At 68.9% G+C, this 15,910-nt stretch carries 16 protein-coding genes; 7 read left to right on the top strand and 9 right to left on the bottom strand.

Going from position 1 to position 15,910, the window contains the following annotated elements; all coding sequences use genetic code 11:
* Positions 1-36: 36 nt before the first annotated feature.
* On the top strand, positions 37-2,013 hold the full coding sequence (locus QSK35_RS19305; RefSeq protein WP_285748021.1) for a neutral/alkaline ceramidase: 1,977 nt from the start codon (positions 37-39) through the stop codon (positions 2,011-2,013).
* On the opposite strand, the gene QSK35_RS19300 is transcribed toward QSK35_RS19305, so the two are convergent.
* Together QSK35_RS19300 and QSK35_RS19295 are read right to left on the bottom strand one after the other, a co-directional pair.
* On the bottom strand, positions 2,000-2,737 hold the full coding sequence (locus QSK35_RS19300) for an ion transporter (RefSeq protein WP_285748019.1): 738 nt from the start codon (positions 2,735-2,737) through the stop codon (positions 2,000-2,002). The two genes, QSK35_RS19305 and QSK35_RS19300, sit on opposite strands and share 14 nt — an antisense overlap.
* A gap of 66 nt (positions 2,738-2,803) precedes the next feature.
* Entirely contained in the window at positions 2,804-2,995 is a 192-nt protein-coding gene (locus QSK35_RS19295; protein ID WP_285748017.1) for a hypothetical protein, read from the bottom strand.
* Between the two features lie 111 nt (positions 2,996-3,106).
* Here QSK35_RS19295 and QSK35_RS19290 point away from each other — a divergent pair, with 111 nt between their 5' ends.
* The 4 genes from QSK35_RS19290 to QSK35_RS19275 all read left to right on the top strand — a co-directional run bounded on the left by QSK35_RS19290 (position 3,107) and on the right by QSK35_RS19275 (position 6,692).
* Positions 3,107-4,249, top strand: a complete 1,143-nt coding sequence (locus QSK35_RS19290) for a sensor histidine kinase (RefSeq protein ID WP_285748015.1) — start codon at positions 3,107-3,109, stop codon at positions 4,247-4,249.
* Positions 4,246-4,863: a response regulator gene (locus QSK35_RS19285; RefSeq protein ID WP_285748013.1), complete on the top strand. Its 618-nt coding sequence runs from the start codon at positions 4,246-4,248 to the stop codon at positions 4,861-4,863. The genes QSK35_RS19290 and QSK35_RS19285 overlap by 4 nt, the downstream gene beginning before the upstream one ends.
* Positions 4,864-4,980: 117 nt before the next feature.
* Entirely contained in the window at positions 4,981-6,060 is a 1,080-nt protein-coding gene (locus QSK35_RS19280; RefSeq protein WP_285748011.1) for an alpha/beta hydrolase family protein, read from the top strand.
* Between the two features lie 68 nt (positions 6,061-6,128).
* Positions 6,129-6,692 carry a DUF4360 domain-containing protein gene (locus tag QSK35_RS19275; protein WP_285748009.1) on the top strand — a complete coding sequence of 188 codons (564 nt, stop codon included), beginning with the start codon at positions 6,129-6,131 and terminating at the stop codon, positions 6,690-6,692.
* Between the two features lie 158 nt (positions 6,693-6,850).
* Here the strand turns inward: QSK35_RS19275 and QSK35_RS19270 are convergent, their stop codons facing one another.
* Positions 6,851-8,002 carry a lipase family protein gene (locus QSK35_RS19270; protein ID WP_285748007.1) on the bottom strand — a complete coding sequence of 384 codons (1,152 nt, stop codon included), beginning with the start codon at positions 8,000-8,002 and terminating at the stop codon, positions 6,851-6,853.
* 89 nt (positions 8,003-8,091) lie between these two features.
* On the opposite strand from QSK35_RS19270, the gene QSK35_RS19265 reads away from it, so the two are divergent.
* Positions 8,092-8,712, top strand: a complete 621-nt coding sequence (locus QSK35_RS19265; RefSeq protein WP_285748005.1) for a TetR/AcrR family transcriptional regulator — start codon at positions 8,092-8,094, stop codon at positions 8,710-8,712.
* Here QSK35_RS19265 and QSK35_RS19260 read toward each other — a convergent pair.
* The 5 genes from QSK35_RS19260 to QSK35_RS19240 all read right to left on the bottom strand — a co-directional run bounded on the left by QSK35_RS19260 (position 8,709) and on the right by QSK35_RS19240 (position 14,363).
* Entirely contained in the window at positions 8,709-9,836 is a 1,128-nt protein-coding gene (locus tag QSK35_RS19260) for a pyridoxal phosphate-dependent aminotransferase (protein ID WP_285748003.1), read from the bottom strand. The two genes, QSK35_RS19265 and QSK35_RS19260, sit on opposite strands and share 4 nt — an antisense overlap.
* Positions 9,837-9,848: 12 nt before the next feature.
* The gene (locus QSK35_RS19255) at positions 9,849-11,192 is read right to left on the bottom strand and encodes a gamma-glutamyltransferase family protein (RefSeq protein ID WP_285748001.1); all 1,344 of its coding nucleotides are present in this window, start codon (positions 11,190-11,192) and stop codon (positions 9,849-9,851) included.
* A 172-nt stretch (positions 11,193-11,364) separates the two neighbouring features.
* A complete protein-coding gene (locus QSK35_RS19250) occupies positions 11,365-12,561 on the bottom strand; it encodes a serine/threonine-protein kinase (RefSeq protein WP_285747999.1) in 1,197 nt (398 codons plus the stop codon).
* Complete coding sequence (locus QSK35_RS19245; RefSeq protein WP_285747997.1) at positions 12,558-13,301, bottom strand: PP2C family protein-serine/threonine phosphatase; 744 nt, start codon at positions 13,299-13,301, stop codon at positions 12,558-12,560. Before QSK35_RS19245 ends, QSK35_RS19250 begins: the two co-directional genes overlap by 4 nt.
* Before the next feature lie 129 nt (positions 13,302-13,430).
* A complete protein-coding gene (locus QSK35_RS19240; RefSeq protein ID WP_285747996.1) occupies positions 13,431-14,363 on the bottom strand; it encodes a glycoside hydrolase family 6 protein in 933 nt (310 codons plus the stop codon).
* A gap of 106 nt (positions 14,364-14,469) precedes the next feature.
* Here QSK35_RS19240 and QSK35_RS19235 point away from each other — a divergent pair, with 106 nt between their 5' ends.
* Entirely contained in the window at positions 14,470-15,045 is a 576-nt protein-coding gene (locus QSK35_RS19235; protein WP_285747994.1) for a DUF4360 domain-containing protein, read from the top strand.
* Between the two features lie 62 nt (positions 15,046-15,107).
* On the opposite strand, the gene QSK35_RS19230 is transcribed toward QSK35_RS19235, so the two are convergent.
* Positions 15,108-15,782, bottom strand: coding sequence for an SCO2207 family protein (locus QSK35_RS19230; protein ID WP_285747993.1), 675 nt, complete (start codon positions 15,780-15,782; stop codon positions 15,108-15,110).
* Positions 15,783-15,910: the final 128 nt, after the last annotated feature.

Raw genomic sequence — 15,910 nt, 5'->3', positions numbered from 1 at the left:
ATACGAATCTACTTCACGTATCTCCAGGGAGCGCCGATGCGCGTGCTCATGACGGTCGTGACTCTGCTGGCACTGACAAGCCCGGCGGCCCCGGAGCCGTACCTCGTCGGCAGAGGCATCTCGGACGTCACGGGCGCGGCCGCCGAGAACGGCATGATGGGCTACTCGAAGTTCGACCAGAAGACGTCGGGCATCCATCAGCGGCAACGCTCGCGCGCGTACATCGTGGTCGACCAAGAAACAGGTAAGCGGGTCGCCTACGTCAACGCCGACCTGGCGATGATCTTCCGGGCGGTCCAGGAGGGCGTGCTCGCGAAGCTGCAGCAGAAGTACGGCCAGACGTACACGCGCGAGAACCTGTTGCTGAGTGCGACGCACACGCATTCGGGACCGGGTGGCTTCTCGCACAACCTCGCCTACAACCTGTCGATCCTCGGCATGCAGCCGCAGACGCTCAACGCGATCACCGACGGCATCACCGAGTCGATCGTCAAGGCGCACGAGGACCTCAAGCCCGGCTCGATCTCCATCAACCGGGGCGAGCTGACCAACGCGAGCGTCAACCGCTCCAAGCTGGCCTTCGGCAAGAACCCGGACAAGTCGTTCTTCCCCAACGGGATCGACCCCGCGATGACCGTCCTGCGGTTCAAGCAGGGTGGCAGCGACGTCGGCGCGATCAGCTGGTTCGCGACCCACAACACGTCGATGACGAACGCGAACACGCTGATCTCCCCGGACAACAAGGGATACGCGGCCTACCAGTGGGAGCACGACGAGAAGGGCGTGCGGTACCTGGACAACCCGAACGGATTCGTCGCCACCTTCCCGAACACCAACGCGGGTGACATGTCGCCGAACCTGAACCTCAAGCCTGGGTCCGGCCCGACCGAGGACGAGGTCGAGAACACCCGCATCATCGGCGAACGCCAGAACGGCAAGGCGCACGAGATCTACAACGGGCCTCAGACGAATCTCACCGGCGGGGTCGACTACCGGATGCGGTTCGTCGACATGTCCACCGTGAACGTCGATGGCCGCTACACCCCGGACGGCAAGCCGAAAACGACGTGTTCGGGCGTCGTCGGCGCGTCGACGATCGCGGGCAGCGTCGAGGACGGGCCGGCGATCCCCGGTTTCTCCGAGGGCATGCAGAGCCCGCTGAAGAAGCTGTTCGAGCCGCTGAACGTCCCGGTCCCCGAGTGGCTGAAGTCGTGCCAGTACCCGAAGGCGTCCCTGGTGCCGACCGGCCTGGTCGGCGCGACGCCGAACGTGCTGCCGCTGCAGATCGTGCGCATCGGGTCACTGGTCCTCGTGGCCGTGCCCGGTGAGGTGACCATCACGGCAGGGCTGCGCATCAGGCGGTCGGTCGCCACCGAGCTCGGCACGTCGCTGGAGAACGTGCTGATCCAGGGTTACGCCAACGACTACAGCCAGTACGTCACCACGCCCGAGGAGTACGACGAGCAGCAGTACGAGGGCGGGTCGACCCTGTTCGGCCGCAACACCACGCCGGCCTACCAGCAGGAGTTCGGCAAGCTCGCCAAGGCGATGCGCGACAACACCCCGGTCGACAACGGCCCGGTGCCCGGCAAGCCGCCGTTCACCGACATCAACCTGCAGACCGGCGTCGTGTTCGACGACAAGGCGATCGGCAGGAACTTCGGCGACGTGCTCGCCGCGCCCCAGAACACCTACCAGCGCGGCCAGACCGTGACCGCCGTCTTCGTCACCGGTCACCCCAAGAACAACCTGCACCGCAACGGCACGTTCCTGGAGGTGCAACGGCTGGTCGACGGCAAATGGGTCCGCCACGCCGACGACGGCGACTGGTCTACGCGCTACCAGTGGAAGCGCGTGGGCATCGCGAACTCCGAGGCCACGATCACCTGGATCATCCCCGCCGACACGCCCGCGGGCACGTATCGCATCGTGCACAACGGCGACTGGAAGAGCGGCTGGACCGGCGCGATCACGGGCTTCACCGGCGCGACCGGCGGGTTCAGCGTCGGCTGAGCTCCTCGCGCAGCGCCCGGATCTCGGCGAGCACCTCGTCCTCGGCGGGCCGCACCTCCGACTCCATGGCGCTGCACACGACGGCGATGAACAGGTTGAGCATCGTGAACGTGCCGACGAGCAGGTAGGCCAGGAAGAACATCCACGCCAGCGGCTGCTTGACCATCAGGTCGCGCATGACGTCCGACCAGCCGTCGCCGGTGGTGATCTGGAACAGCGTGAGCGCGGTGGACCCGAGATCGGCGAACCTCGGGTCCCCCGTGCCGCGGAACAGGTCGTTCGCGATCACCGCGCCGACGTAGAGCAACAGCACCAGGAGCCCGGTCAGCGACACCAGGCCGGGGATCGACCGCACCAGCGCGGTCACGACCCGGCGCATGCTCGGCACCATCGACACCAGCCGCAAGGCGCGCAGGATCCGCAACGACCGCAACACCGACAGCGGCCCCGCCGCGGGCAACAAGGCCACCACCACGACGAAGAAGTCGAAACAGTTCCACCCGTCCCGGAAGAACCGCAGCCGGTGCGCGTACAGCCGGGCGACGAGCTCGGCGGCGAAGATCGCCAGTGCGAGGTGGTCTACGGCGTCGAACAGACCTCCATACGCGGCAACGAGTTCCGGTGACGTCTCACAGCCGAGCGTGATCGCGTTGACCACGATCACTCCGACGATCATCCACTGGAAACGGTCGCTGTCGACGATCTCGGCGACGCGGTCGCGCATCAGACGAACTCCTAGCCTGGGGAAGGGGAACTTTCCTTCCCATCGGCCGTCACCACGCCGAACTGATCACCCGGACGTGCGGTCGCGCTTCTGCGTCGCGAGGAACCCGGCGGCCGCCCAGCTGACCCCGAGCAGCGCTCCGCCGACGATCGCGACCACGGTCAGCGCGGACGACTCCAGCGCTCCAAGCACACCGACCACGATGCCGTAGACGACGGAGAGCAGCACCAGCACTCTGTTGATCTTCTTTCGCTCCATGCCGGGGATCCTCCCCGGCCGGGTCCCGGATCAACATCAACCGGGCGGCTGGTTTCGGGATGAGCCGACCGGTTATTGGCATCCGGAGTACCCCGAGTGCAGAGTGTGCCGGTGACGACCGTCAACGTCTGGGACCGCACCAGGAGCGGCTGGCACGTCGCCTTCGCCGTGTTCGCGCTGGTGTGTGTCGTGCTCGTCATCGCCGAGGGCCGGGTGACCGCCGGCAGCCGGGCGCTGGCGCTGGCTCTGCTGGCCGCGCTGTGCGCCCTGTACTTCACGGTCGGCGCGCGGGCGCTGAACCGCGAACCGCGCGGGCGGATCTACGTGGCCATCGCGATTCCGGTGACGATCGCGATGTTCGCGCTGGTACCCGCGATGTCGGTGATGTTCTTCGCGCTGTACCCGCAGATCTGGTCGCTGCTGCCGACCCGGCAGGCGGTCGCGGGCACCGCAGTCACCTCGCTGGGCATCGGGGCGGTGATCCTGGTGACCGGCGGCTTCAGCGAGGACGCGGTCGGCGTGGCTTCGATCATCCTCATCGGACTGTTCTCCGCGATCCTGCTGGGACTGTGGATCACCCGGATCATCGAGCAGAGCCACGAACGGGCCCGGCTGGTCGCCGAGCTGGACGCGACGCGCACGGAGCTCGCCCAGGTCAGCCACGACGCGGGCGTGCTCGCCGAGCGGGAACGGCTCGCACGGGACCTGCACGACACCATCGCACAGGGCTCCGCGAGCGTGCTGCTCCTGCTGCAGGCGGCCCGCAAGTCCTTGCCGGACAACGAACATCTCGTCCTCGCCGAGGAGACCACACGCGAGAACCTGCGCGAGATCCGCTCGCTCGTCGCCGCGCTCGCCCCGGTCGAACTGGACGGCGCCGCACTCCCGGCGGCGCTGGAACGGCTCACCGCCCGGCTCGGGCGGGAGCTCGCCATCGACACCGAGATGACCACCACCGGCGAGTACCGCCGGCTCGCTCCCGACCGCGAGGTCACCCTGCTGCGCGTCACGCAGGAGGCGCTCGCGAACGTCCGCAAGCACGCCCAGGCGACAGCGGTCAGGGTGCGGCTCGCCTACCAGGACACCGGGACCACCCTCACGGTCACCGACGACGGGCGCGGGTTCTCCCCCGACGCCGAGCGCGGCTACGGCCTCGACGGGCTGCGCGACCGGGTGCGGCTGGCCGGCGGGGAGTTCGACGTGCGCACGAAACCCGGCGAAGGCGTCGCGATCGAAGTGAGGATGGACGCGTGATCCGCATCGTGCTGGCCGACGACCACCCCGTGGTGCGCGCCGGACTCAAGGCGCTCCTCGAGGCCGAACCCGATTTCACCGTGGTCGGCGAGTGCGGATCGGGCGAGGAAGCCGTCGAGCTGGCGAAGCGCGAGGAACCCGACGTCGTGCTGATGGACCTCAAGATGCCCGGCATGGACGGTGCCACGGCGACCGCCGGGGTCGTCGCGAACTCCAGGAGCCGCGTGGTCATCCTGACGACGTTCGACACCGACGGCGACATCATCCGCGCCATCGAGGCGGGCGCGACGGCGTACCTGCTCAAGGACACGCCCGCCGCCGAACTGGTCGACTCGGTACGCGCGGCGGCGGCCGGCCGCACGGTCCTCGCCTCCCCGGTCGCCACCCGCCTGGTCAGCGCGGTCCGGCGCCCGGCGCTCAGCGCGCGGGAGGTCGAGGTGCTCGCATTGGTGGCCAAAGGATTCTCCAACGCGGCGATCAGCGCCGAGCTTCGGGTCAGCGAGGCGACCGTCAAGAGCCACCTGCTGCACGTGTTCAGCAAGCTCGACGTGAACGACCGCACCGCGGCGGTGACAATCGCGCTCGCCAGGGGCTGGCTGCCGCCGCTGAGCTGAGTTGCTATGGGGGGAGCTTTCCAAGCGCTGGGCGCTTGGAAAGCTCCCCCCATAGCACGCCGAAAACGGGGGCTGGCCGGATCGCTTTCCGGCGAACGGATCGACACGGTGTCCCCCATGAAACGATTAGCCATCCTCGGCGCGGTGCTCGCGACGGCCCTTACGGCCACGCCCGCCCACGCCGCCACGGCACTCGAACTGCCCGCCCCGACCGGAACCCAGGGCGTCGGCACGACGTCACTGCACCTGGTCGACACCACGCGAAAGGACCCACTGGCGCCGACCGTCCGCGACCGCGAGCTGATGGTCCGCCTCTGGTACCCGGCCCAACGTCGCGGTCCGCGCGCAGGCTACGTGTCACCGACCCAGAGCGCCCTGCTCGTCGGGTTCCTCAACGATCAACTCGGCACGACGCTCCCGGACGACCTGCTGACGTTCCCGACGCACAGCCGCCAGGACGCGCGACCGCTCTCACGGCATCCGCTGCTGCTCTTCTCCCCCGGCCTCGGCGTCAACGCCGCGCTCTACACCGGGATCTTCGAGGAGCTGGCCAGCCGCGGTTACGTCGTCGCGGCCGTCGACCACACCTTCGACGCGCCGTTCGTCGAGTTCCCCGGCGGCCGGATCGAACCGCAGAACCCCGAGGCGCTCAAGGACTTCGACCGGTTGCTGGCCGTCCGCACGGCGGACATGAGGTTCGTCCTCACGCAACTGTCCACGGGGCCGTTCAGCCGAAACATCGACCTGTCGCGCGTCGGCGTGTTCGGGCACTCGATGGGCAGCATCACGGCCGTGCGGACGATGAACGCCGATCGGCGCTTCCACGCGGGCACCGCGCTCGACGGCAACCCGCTCGGCTCCGCGTCACTCGACCGGCCGTTCCTCCTTCTGGGCAACCAGAACCACCGCCGGGTGGACGACCGGGACTGGGCCGATTTCTACGACCGGCTGCGCGGCCCGCGCCTGCACCTGGTCGTCCAGGGCGCGCTGCACTACGACTTCACCGACGTCACCATCTTCAAGTCCGTTGTGGACGTGGGGAAACTCTTCGAGGTCGGCCCGATCGACGGTGAACGTTCGCTCACCATCGAACGACGCTATGTCACCGCGTGGTTCGACAAAGCGTTGCGAGGCAAGGACAATCCGTTACTTTGTGGTGAGTCGCCGCGCTTCCGCGAAGTGGACTTCCAGCCGTGACAACGACGGCGGCGGATGCGGTATCTTGCCTCACCCGCCGCCGTCATCGTCGACCGGAAGGAAAACGAATGCTGACGGCACTCGTGCTCCTGCTCACCGCTCTGGTCCCACCACCGACGCCCGTCACGATCGACGTGCTCAGCACGGAGGGCACCGGTTGCCTCCCCGGGACCACGGCGGTCGCCCCCTCCCCCGACCGCACCGCGTTCACCGTCACCTACAGCGATTTCCTGGTGCAGGGCAAGGGATCTGAAGCCAAGAAGGACTGTCGCATCACCCTGCGGGTCAACCACCCGCAGGGCTACACGTACGGCATCGCGGCGACCGACTACCGCGGTTTCGCCAACCTGGACAAGGGCGCCGGCGGCGAGAAGCGCGCCAAGTACTTCTTCCCCGGCATGCCCGCCCGCAACCTCAAGCACGCGCTCACCGGCCCGATGAGTGACGACTGGCAGTCCACCGACCGGCCGTCGCCCGGTGACGTCATCCACGGGCCCTGCAAGGAGAAGAAGCCACTGACCATCGACGCCGAACTTCGCATCAAGGCGAAGGACGACACCAGCTTCATCACGATGGACTCGACCGACAGCAGCGTCACCGCCACGTTCAAGCTGTCCTGGAAGAAGTGCTAGTGGCGTGGCTCGCAACGTTGCCGTGGGAATTCGCGGTCAGATGGACGCATCGTGGTGCCGGCCCCGCGTCCTCATCCTGGTTGGCTGTGGGCGTGGGGCCGGTGCCGCGAGGCGTCCCGCTGAGCGTGAATTCACCGCCAACGTTGCGGGTCACGCCACTAGCAGTTCGGCGTGGTGCGGCTGCCCGCGAACCGGTCACCGAGCCAGTTCAGCGCGTTGGAACCCCACACGCTGACGGCGACGATGTGGCCGGCCAGCGGCAGCGCCGTCCACTGCACGTCGGCACCGAGCCCGCAGTACCGCGAGCGCAGCTTCGTGCCGGTGGAGAACGGGATCAGCTCGTCCGCCGTGCCGTGGTACAGGTACACCGGCACGGCGGGCTTGACCGAACCGAGCGTGTTCTCGGTGAGCCGCACGCGCCACGGCGGCTCGTTCATCACGTCCGGCCGCGTCGTGAGGCTGTTGATGCGGGTGAACGGCGCGGTCAGCGCGAGCTCGACGACGCACGAGTTCCGCACCCGCTCGATGACGTCGCGACCGCGGTCGTTGAGCACCTCGGCGAGCGGCAGCTCGGGATAGGCCGCCGCGAACCCGGCCGCGGCACCGAACACCAGGCTGGAGCCCGCGTTGCCGTCGTTGAACCGCGCCACCTCGGCCAGATCGGCGGGCACACCGCCCTCGGCGACGCCGACCAGGTTCAGCTCGGGCGCGTAGGCCGGCTGCAGCTCCCCCGCGAACGCCGCCGCCTGCCCGCCCTGCGAGTACCCGAACGCGCCGACCGGGGCGTTGCGCGACAGACCGGCCGATGGCAGCCGCGTCGCCGCACGGGCGGCGTCGAGCAGCGCGCGGCCCTCGGACTGACCGACGGCGTAGGTGTGCGTGCCGGGCGTGCCGAGGCCCTCGTAGTCGGTGAGCGCGACCGCCCAGCCCTTCTGCATGGCCTGCACCAGGAAGGCGATCTCGACCTCGGTGCCGTTCTGCAGCTGCCGCGACGGCGCGCACTGGTCGGCGAGGCCCTGCGTGCCCATCGCGTAGGCGACGACCGGACGCGGCCCGTTCGTCCACGGCACCGGTGGCACGAGCACCATGCCGGACACCGCGTTCGGCTTCCCCGTGGCCGAGGTCGAGCGGTAGAGGATCTCGTAGGTGTTCACCGGCGCGGTGAAGACCTTGAACGGCTCCGGGTGCCAGTCGACCTTCCGGCTGCTCAGCACATCCCCCGGCGCGCCCCCGTCCACACCAGCGTGGGCCGCCGGAACAATCGCGATCGTCAGCACAAGCGCGCTCAACAAGGCCATCAGGCGTGGCATCGTCGCCTCCCGAGTGGTAACCGCAGTTTTCGCAATGTAGAGCTTCGGCGAGTAATCTGACAATCCCCATTACCAGATGGAGGTGGGCCGTGGCCCGGTCGTACGCCGGCGTCGCACCGGAGCAGCGCCGGGCCGAGCGCCGGGAACGACTCCTGCGCGCCGCGCTGGAACTGTTCACCGCCAAGGGGTTCGCGCAGACGAAGATCTCCGAGCTGTGCACGGAGGCGGGCGTGTCGACGCGCAACTTCTACGAGGAGTTCGACAGCAAGGAAACCGTGCTGCTGGTGCTGCACGACCTGATCAACTCACTGGCCCTGCAACGGGTCACCGACGCGCTGGCCGACCTGGGCGAGGCGGACGTGGCGACCCGCATCTCGACGCTGCTCGACGCGTTCGTGAGCAGCGTGACCGCCGACCCGCGCGTGCCGCGCCTGAACTACGTCGAGGCCGTGGGCGTGAACGCCGACCTCGAACGGCAGCACCTGCGCTGGGTGGTCCGCTGGGCCGAGTTCATCGAGACCGAGGCCCGGCTCGCGGCCCGCATGGGCGTGGCACCGGACCGCGACTACCGCCTGACCGCGATCGCGCTGGTCGGCGCGGTCACCGGGTTGCTGCGCGAGTGGCAGGCACACGACCCGCCGCTGGACGTCGCCGAGATCGCCGTGGAGATCCGCGGCCTCATGCTGGCCGCGATCACCCGGCCCGTCTAACCGATCGCCCGCCGAAAGCGCTCGCCCAACAGCGCCAGCCGTTCCACCGGCTCGGTGCTGAACACGAACCGGAGGTGGCGGGCGGCCACCTCACCACCCCAGCCGTGCATCGGTGTCGCAGCGACCTTCTGCTCCAGCAGCCGGGCCGACAGGTCGGCGGGGTCGATGCCCATGGCGACGGTGTCCAGCAGCAACGACCAGCCGCCCGCCGCGGGCACCACCGGGAAACCGTCGAGCTGCCGCACCACCTCGTCGCGCCGCCGCTGCCACTCGGCGTTGGCGGCGGCCATGTCGTCCGGGGCTTCGAGCGCCACGCGCGTGCCGATCTGCGCGAACCCGCTGGCCACCAGCCCGTTGTAGATGTGCACCCGCGACACGTCCTCGACGAGGCCGCCGGGCGCCACCACCCATCCGACCCGCCAGGCGATCATGCGCTTCTCCAGCGGCGAGCCGACGATCAGCGTGCGGTCGCGCATGCCGGGCAACGCCGCCGGGTGCAGCACCGGATGCCCGTCGAACAGCACGCCCTCGAAGTCGGCCCAGTACAGCAGCCGGAGGTCGGAGTTGCGGCACAGCGACGCGATCGCGTGCCACTCCGCCTCGCTCGCCACCCACCCGCTCGGGAACGACGCGTTGTTGACGAAGATGACCTTCGTCCGCTCGGTCACCGCCTCACGCAGCCCGGCGAGATCGAGCCGCCACCGGCCGTCGACGACGTGCAACGGGGCCAGCCGCGGCACCGCACCCGCGAGACGGACGCGGTTGAGCATCCCGGCATACGTCGGGTCCGTGAGCACGACCTCGTCGCCGGGATCGGTGAGGCACAGCAACGCGTCGAGCATCGCGTCGCCCTGGCCCGAGGTGATCACCACGTCGTCGCTGTCGTAGGACGGTCCGCCACGCCGTTCGATGAACGCGACGACGGCCTCTTTCAGGTCGTCGCGGCCGGTGAACGGCAGCCAGCTGTTCGCCTCACCCACCGCCGCGCGCGTCGCCTCCACGACACCGGGTGGCGGCGGGAGGTCGGCGTCGAGGTTCTCCAGCCGCAGCACGTCGGGATCGTTCCCGGCGGCCGCGGCCACGCGGTCGATGTTGAAGCCCGGAATGTTCGCGAGCCGCTGCACAACACGATTGTGCTACGCCACGACGGCCACGCCACCCCGGCGGTGATCCCCGCCCCCGACGAGCTCCCCGTGAACCCGCTGCACCACCTGGCAGCCACCGAAGAACATGTTCGGCGCCCGGAACGGCGACACCTCGCCCAGCCCGGCGGTGTCCACCCCAGGCTCGACGTACACGACCCCGTCCTGCGCGTGCAGCCGAGGCGCGTCCACGGCCTCCTGCGCCCGCATCCCGCGATCGAGCACGTTCACGATCACCTGCAGGATCGCGCCGCTGATCCGGCTCGACCCGGCCGACCCGAGCACGAGCTCCGGCTCACCATCCTGAACGACGACGGTCGGCGCCATCATGGACGGCAGCCGGTCGCCGGGCAGATGCGTGAAGAAGCCGGCGGGCGACAGGTCCTCCTCGCCCATCATGTTGTTCAGGTGCACGCCGGTGCCCCGCACCTGCACACCGGAACCCTCACCGTTGGTGCAGGTCACCGTGCACGCCATGCCGTCGGCGTCGAGCACCGAGATGTGCGTGGTGGACCCCATCCGGTTCAGCAGCCCGGACAGCATGGCCGAGGCGATCGCCGGCGCGTCGGGCGACGGCGGCAACACCTCCAGCGCGTGCGCGAGCAAGGCGCCACCGGCGCTGGGCGGTGGGTTGGTGTACACGTCGCGGCCGCGGAACGACGCCCGCAGCGGTTCCCGGTCGATCACGCGGTAGGCCGCGAGATCGGCCCGGCCGAGCAGGCCGCCGTGCGCGCGCACCTCGTCGGCGATCGCGGTGGCGATGTCGCCGGTGTAGAACGGCTCGGCGCCGTCGTCTCCCAGTCGTACCAACGACTCCGCGAGCTCCGGGTCGCGCACGAGGTCGCCCTCGACGTGGTGCGAGCCGAGGATGCCGCCGATCAGCGTGTACACGTACGCCTGGTTGCGGTTCACCCGCACGCCTTCCTGGGCCAGGCGGACGGCGGGCCGCACCAGCTCGTGCAGCGGCGTGCTGCCGAACCGCTTCGCGGCCTCCTCGATGCCCGCGGGCACGCCGAAGGTGGCGCACGACGAGGCGCCGACGTGGAACTCCTGCACGGCGTCGCCGAAGTTCACCAGGAACGGCTTGAGCGGCGCCCGGTCGGCCACGTCGACGCCGCGGCCCGGCGCCTCGGCCGAGAAGTCGAGCAGCACGGGTTCCCCGCCGGGCGGCGCGACCAGCATGTAGCCGCTCGCTCCGAGGCCGGTCAGCAGCGGCTCGGCGACACACGACGCCAGCATGGCCGCGATGGCCCCGTCCACGGCGTTGCCACCGGCGCGTATCGCGTCGGCGCCCGCCTTCGCGGTGAGCGGATGACCCGCGGCGACCACACCGCGCACGTCGAACCTCCACACAGGACTGTCACGTCGAGCTTAAACCTGCGCCGAGTTCGTCGACGGTCGAAAAGTGGCACCTGGGGTGTGGTGCGAATGGGCTAGCGTACCGGCTCGCGCAGTGACGCCGGGCACATACCCAGTATTTCGCGAGTCTCACCCGAACCCCAGAGGCCGATCACGAACCGCAACCCTCCGGCGACCAGTCGTCGGACGTCGCGTTGCTGCCGTCCGCGCGAACGACCTTCACCTCGACGCACAACGCGCCGGGCGCGTAAAGGTCGACCTGAGGCGCATCGACCGTGCCGGTCTTCAGCTCGTCGTTCGTCCGCCACACGAACGAGTCGTTCGGCAGCTGCGACTTGTAGGTCCAGGTGAAACGGAGCGTGTTCGCGTCGATACGCATGGCGACCACGTTCGCGCGGCCGGGCAGCGCGCTCTGGCTGCCCGCGTTCTGCGGCTGCACGTTCGTCGAAGTGGCGGCAGGCGGCAGGGTTTTGTTGCCGGGCAACAGGATCACGGACGTCACGATCACGCCCGCGGCGACCGCGCCGACACCCGCGTAGAGCGGCCATCGCGACTTCTTCTTCGGCGCCGGCGGTCCCACGTGGACGACCTCCGCGGCGGAGACCTCCTCCACCGGACCGGTCTCACGCTGGATCTCCCGCAGCCGCGCGACGAACTCCTTGGCGGACGCGGGACGCGCGGCCGGGTCGAGCGCCATCGCCTGGCGCAGCAGCTCTTCGAACGACCTCGGCGCACGGCCGGTCGGGCGCGGACTGCCGTGCAGGATGCGCTGCTCGAGGACCGCCCGCGTGTTGTTGCCATGCGGCACCACGAATGGCGAGTGCCCCACGACCAGGTGCCACAGCGTCGCGCCGAGCGAGAAGATGTCGGCCGGCACGCCGTGGTGCCCGTTGCTGATCACCTCGGGCGCCGTCCACGGCAGCCGGTCGCGCCCGAGCACGCCGAAGTCCGTCAGGCAGACGTTGCCGACCTCGTCCATGAGGATGTTCGCCGGCTTCACGTCCCGGTGCGCGATACCCACGTCATGGGCGGCCTGCAGCGCGCCCGCGATCTCCACGCCGATCTGCAGCACCCGGTCGACCGGCAACGGCGCCAGCGCGGCCAGGTCGCCGCGCTCGTAGTGCTTCATCACCAGGTACAGCAGTCCCAGGCGAGTCCGTCCGGCGCGGTGCACCTCGACGATCTCGGGGTGCTTGAGCCCCAGCACGGTCTTGATCTCGGCCACGCGCGGCGGGTCGACGAGCAGCTTCACCGCGACCTCGTGCTGGTTGTCACGGTAGAGATGAACGTTCTTGCCGAGCGGTCGGACGTACCGGAAGCCGGGGATCTCCGGTAGTTCCTCTGTCATTCCTCGCCCACCTCGTTGCTGAAGTACGCGTCATGGTCAACGACGACAGCCGTCACGTTGTCCCGCCCTCCTGATTCGAGGGCCAGCCGCACCAGGTCCTCCGCCGTCCGATCGGCGTCGGCCCTCTCTTGAAGGACCTCGGCGATCGCGTCGTCGGATATCTCGTTGGTCAGGCCGTCGGTGCAGAGCACGAACCTCTCGCCGGGCCGGGCGGGAAGCACCCACTGGTCGGGCTGCGGAGCGTACGGCATCCCGAGTGCTCTGGTGACGACGTTGCGCCTTGGGTAGTCCAAAGCTTCTTCCGGTGTCAACAACCCCTGGGCAACCAGTTCCTCCACCTCGGAGTGGTCGACCGTCAACTGAGACAAAGAATCATCCGCGTACCGGTAGACCCGCGAGTCGCCGATGTTGAAAACGAGCCAGTGCTGTTTCCCGGAGAGGTCGAGCAGCGCGATCCCCGACACCGTTGTCCCCATCCCCTCGCGCTCGGGATGTTCGTCGGCGAGCATCGCCTGGTTCGCCGCCACGAGCGCCTCGCGAATGTCGTCCGGATGGATCTCTTCCTGCTGGTCAAGGGCCTCCAATGCGGCCACGACGAGCGCGCTCGCCACCTCGCCCGCCGCGTGCCCGCCCATGCCGTCCGCGACGGCGAAGATCCGCTCACCCGCGTACGCGTTGTCCTCGTTGGTGTCCCGCACCAGGCCGGTGGACGTCGCCGCCCCGCACCGCACCCGCCCCATCCACGCCTCCGGTCACCGCATCGGGCTGCTGGGGATCACATCGTTCGATGGGCCGTTCGTGTTGCACCTGATTATGCATCCGGATCGGATGGATCAAGATCTGTTATCCGGCCTGGCGCGAGAGCGGTCTCAATATCCGAACACCAAGCGGTAAGCCAGTTCTGCGTCGAACGAACCAGCAGGCGTGTTCGGCGCCGTGCCGCACTTGCCGTCGGAGTCACCGGGGACCTTCACCCACAGCAGCATCTCGGCGCCGCCGCCCTGCTGCGCCGGCGTGCCGATCTTGCGTCCGGCCGGGTTGCACCACTCGCCGTTGTGCCCCTTGCCGTTGCGGCTGGTGTCGATGACGAACGGCTTGGTGTAGCCGGGCAGCGACGCGTTGAGCGTGTCACCGTAGGACTTCGACTCGGCCGTGGTGTAGTAGTTCGACACGTTGATCGAGAAGCCCCGGACGTTGCGGACACCCGCGGCGTCTAGCCGTTGGGCCATCGTGGCGGCCGGCACCCACTTGGCGTTGCCCGCGTCCAGGTAGGCCCACGTGTTGGGCGCCTTCGCCTTGAACTGTTCGGACGCGTACTTGATCATCGCGGTACGCGTGGCCTTCGCGGCGTCGTCCATGCAGTTGAAGTCGGCCAGCGAGTCCGGCTCGATGATCACGACGGCCGGGCGGGTGCCGATGCCCGCGGCGAACGCCGAGATCCACGCCCGGTACGCCTCCGGCGAGCCGGCGCCACCGCCCGAGTGGCCACCACACGCGTCGCGGCCGGGGATGTTGTACGCCACCAGCACGGGCAGCTTCGTCCCCGTGGCGCCGACGTAACGGCTCACCGCGGACTTGATGTCACCGCTCCACGCGCCGAACCAGCGCGCGATGGGCCGGCTCGCGATCGAAGACCTGATGGCGGCCGCGCGGCCGTCGTTCGCGTGGCCGCGCACCCACACCGCCGGGTTGGAATCCGGGTCGACGTAGAAGCCGTTGGTCATGCCGATCGGGCTCGCGGCGTGCGCGGCGGGCGTGAGCAGGAACGGCAGCGCGAGCGCCGCCAGGAGAATTTTCTTCATGCACAGCATGTTCTTGGGGGTCGGTTAAGCCGCGCCTAAGCCGGTAAGGTCCGCGGCGCCGCCGTCGCCCGGCCCCCGGACAGAAAGGTCCCCCATGCTCGGCATGATGACGGCACTGGCGTTAATGGTCTCTGCTCTCGCGCCACCCGATGACGCTCCCCCGGCGCTCACCGCGGAGATCGTCTCCGTCAACGGAACCGGCTGCCCAGGCACGACCGCGGGCGTCGGCGTGACCGCGGACCGCAAGGCGTTCACGCTGACCTACACGAACTTCGCCGCCCGCGCGGGCACCGGCGCCACGCCCACCGAGTTCCGCCGCAACTGCCAGGTCAACCTGCGGTTCAAGTACTCGGACGAGTTCACCTTCGCCATCAAGGGATTCGAGCACCAGGGTTCCGCGAAGCTCCAGGCGGGAGCCTCGGGTGTGTTGCGCGCCAACGACTACTATGCCGGCGGGGCACAGCGGCCGGTCGCGTCGCACACGTTCTCCGGGCCGTTCAACGACAACTGGCGAACCAAGGACGAGATCGCCGGCGACGCGCTGTTCTACCCGCCGTGCGGCCAGAAGTGGAACCTCAACGTCAACACGGAGATCCGCGTCAACAAGGGCTCGTCCACCGAGCTCAGCACCATGACCGAGGCGGGCTCGGAATACCGCCTGCACTGGAAGAAGTGCGGGTGAGATAGTCGTGAGTGGTTTCCGTCGCTCTGGCGACGGAAACCACTCACGACCTCATGCTGGGGTCAGCCGACCTTCTCGATCTTCGCGCGCCGGATGAGGAACTTGCCGGGCTCGCGAACCTGTTCGAACGCCGCGTTGTTCAGCAGCACACAGCTGCCGGACACGGACTTGACCTCGACCGTCGTGGACTTGTTGTTGTCCAGGTTGGTCACCTTGAGCTTCGTGCCCGCGGGGAACTGGTTGCTCGACGCGGCGGGCGCGCCGCCCTCGCCGGAGAGCGTGACGGTGGAACCGTTGCAGACCTGCTGGCCCGCCTGGGCGTTGTTGCCCTGCTGACCGGCCTGGGCATTGTTGTCGCCCTGCTTGTCCGCGACCGCCTTCTCGGCGTCCTTCTGCGCTTTCTCGGCGGCGTTGTCGACCTTCTTCTGCTGGCCGGGGTTGTCCTTCTTGGGCCCCTCTTGGCCGGTGCACCCGGCGGTGGCCCTGCGCTGGTTGATGAGGTCGACGACGGCCTGCCGGTTGGCGATCCGCGCGTCGGACAGCGCGTCGGGGTTGGCCTTCTGGCCCGCGATGAAGTTCAGGTTGTTCTGCAACGCCTGGTTCAGGCCCGCGCAGTTCTCCGCTGCCTCGCTGTCCGTACCAGTGAATGCCGTGAACCCGGCCACTGCGGCCGCGATGGCGAGCATGGCGCCCGCGCCGATGACGGCGGGCTTGCGGTGACGAGCGCGTCCGCTCATGTGGTCTCCTCTGATCGTTGCCGGTGTCTCAACGCGGACTACGGACAGGTAACGGAACGGGTTCAAAACGGACTAGACCATTCGTGGACCACTGGGGCCGTCATCGCCTCTTTCAGTGACCTGGAGTC

Source organism: Lentzea sp. NBRC 105346, assembly GCF_030269605.1.
Lineage (GTDB): Bacteria > Actinomycetota > Actinomycetes > Mycobacteriales > Pseudonocardiaceae > Lentzea.
This window is presented reverse-complemented; position numbering and strand designations above follow the sequence as displayed.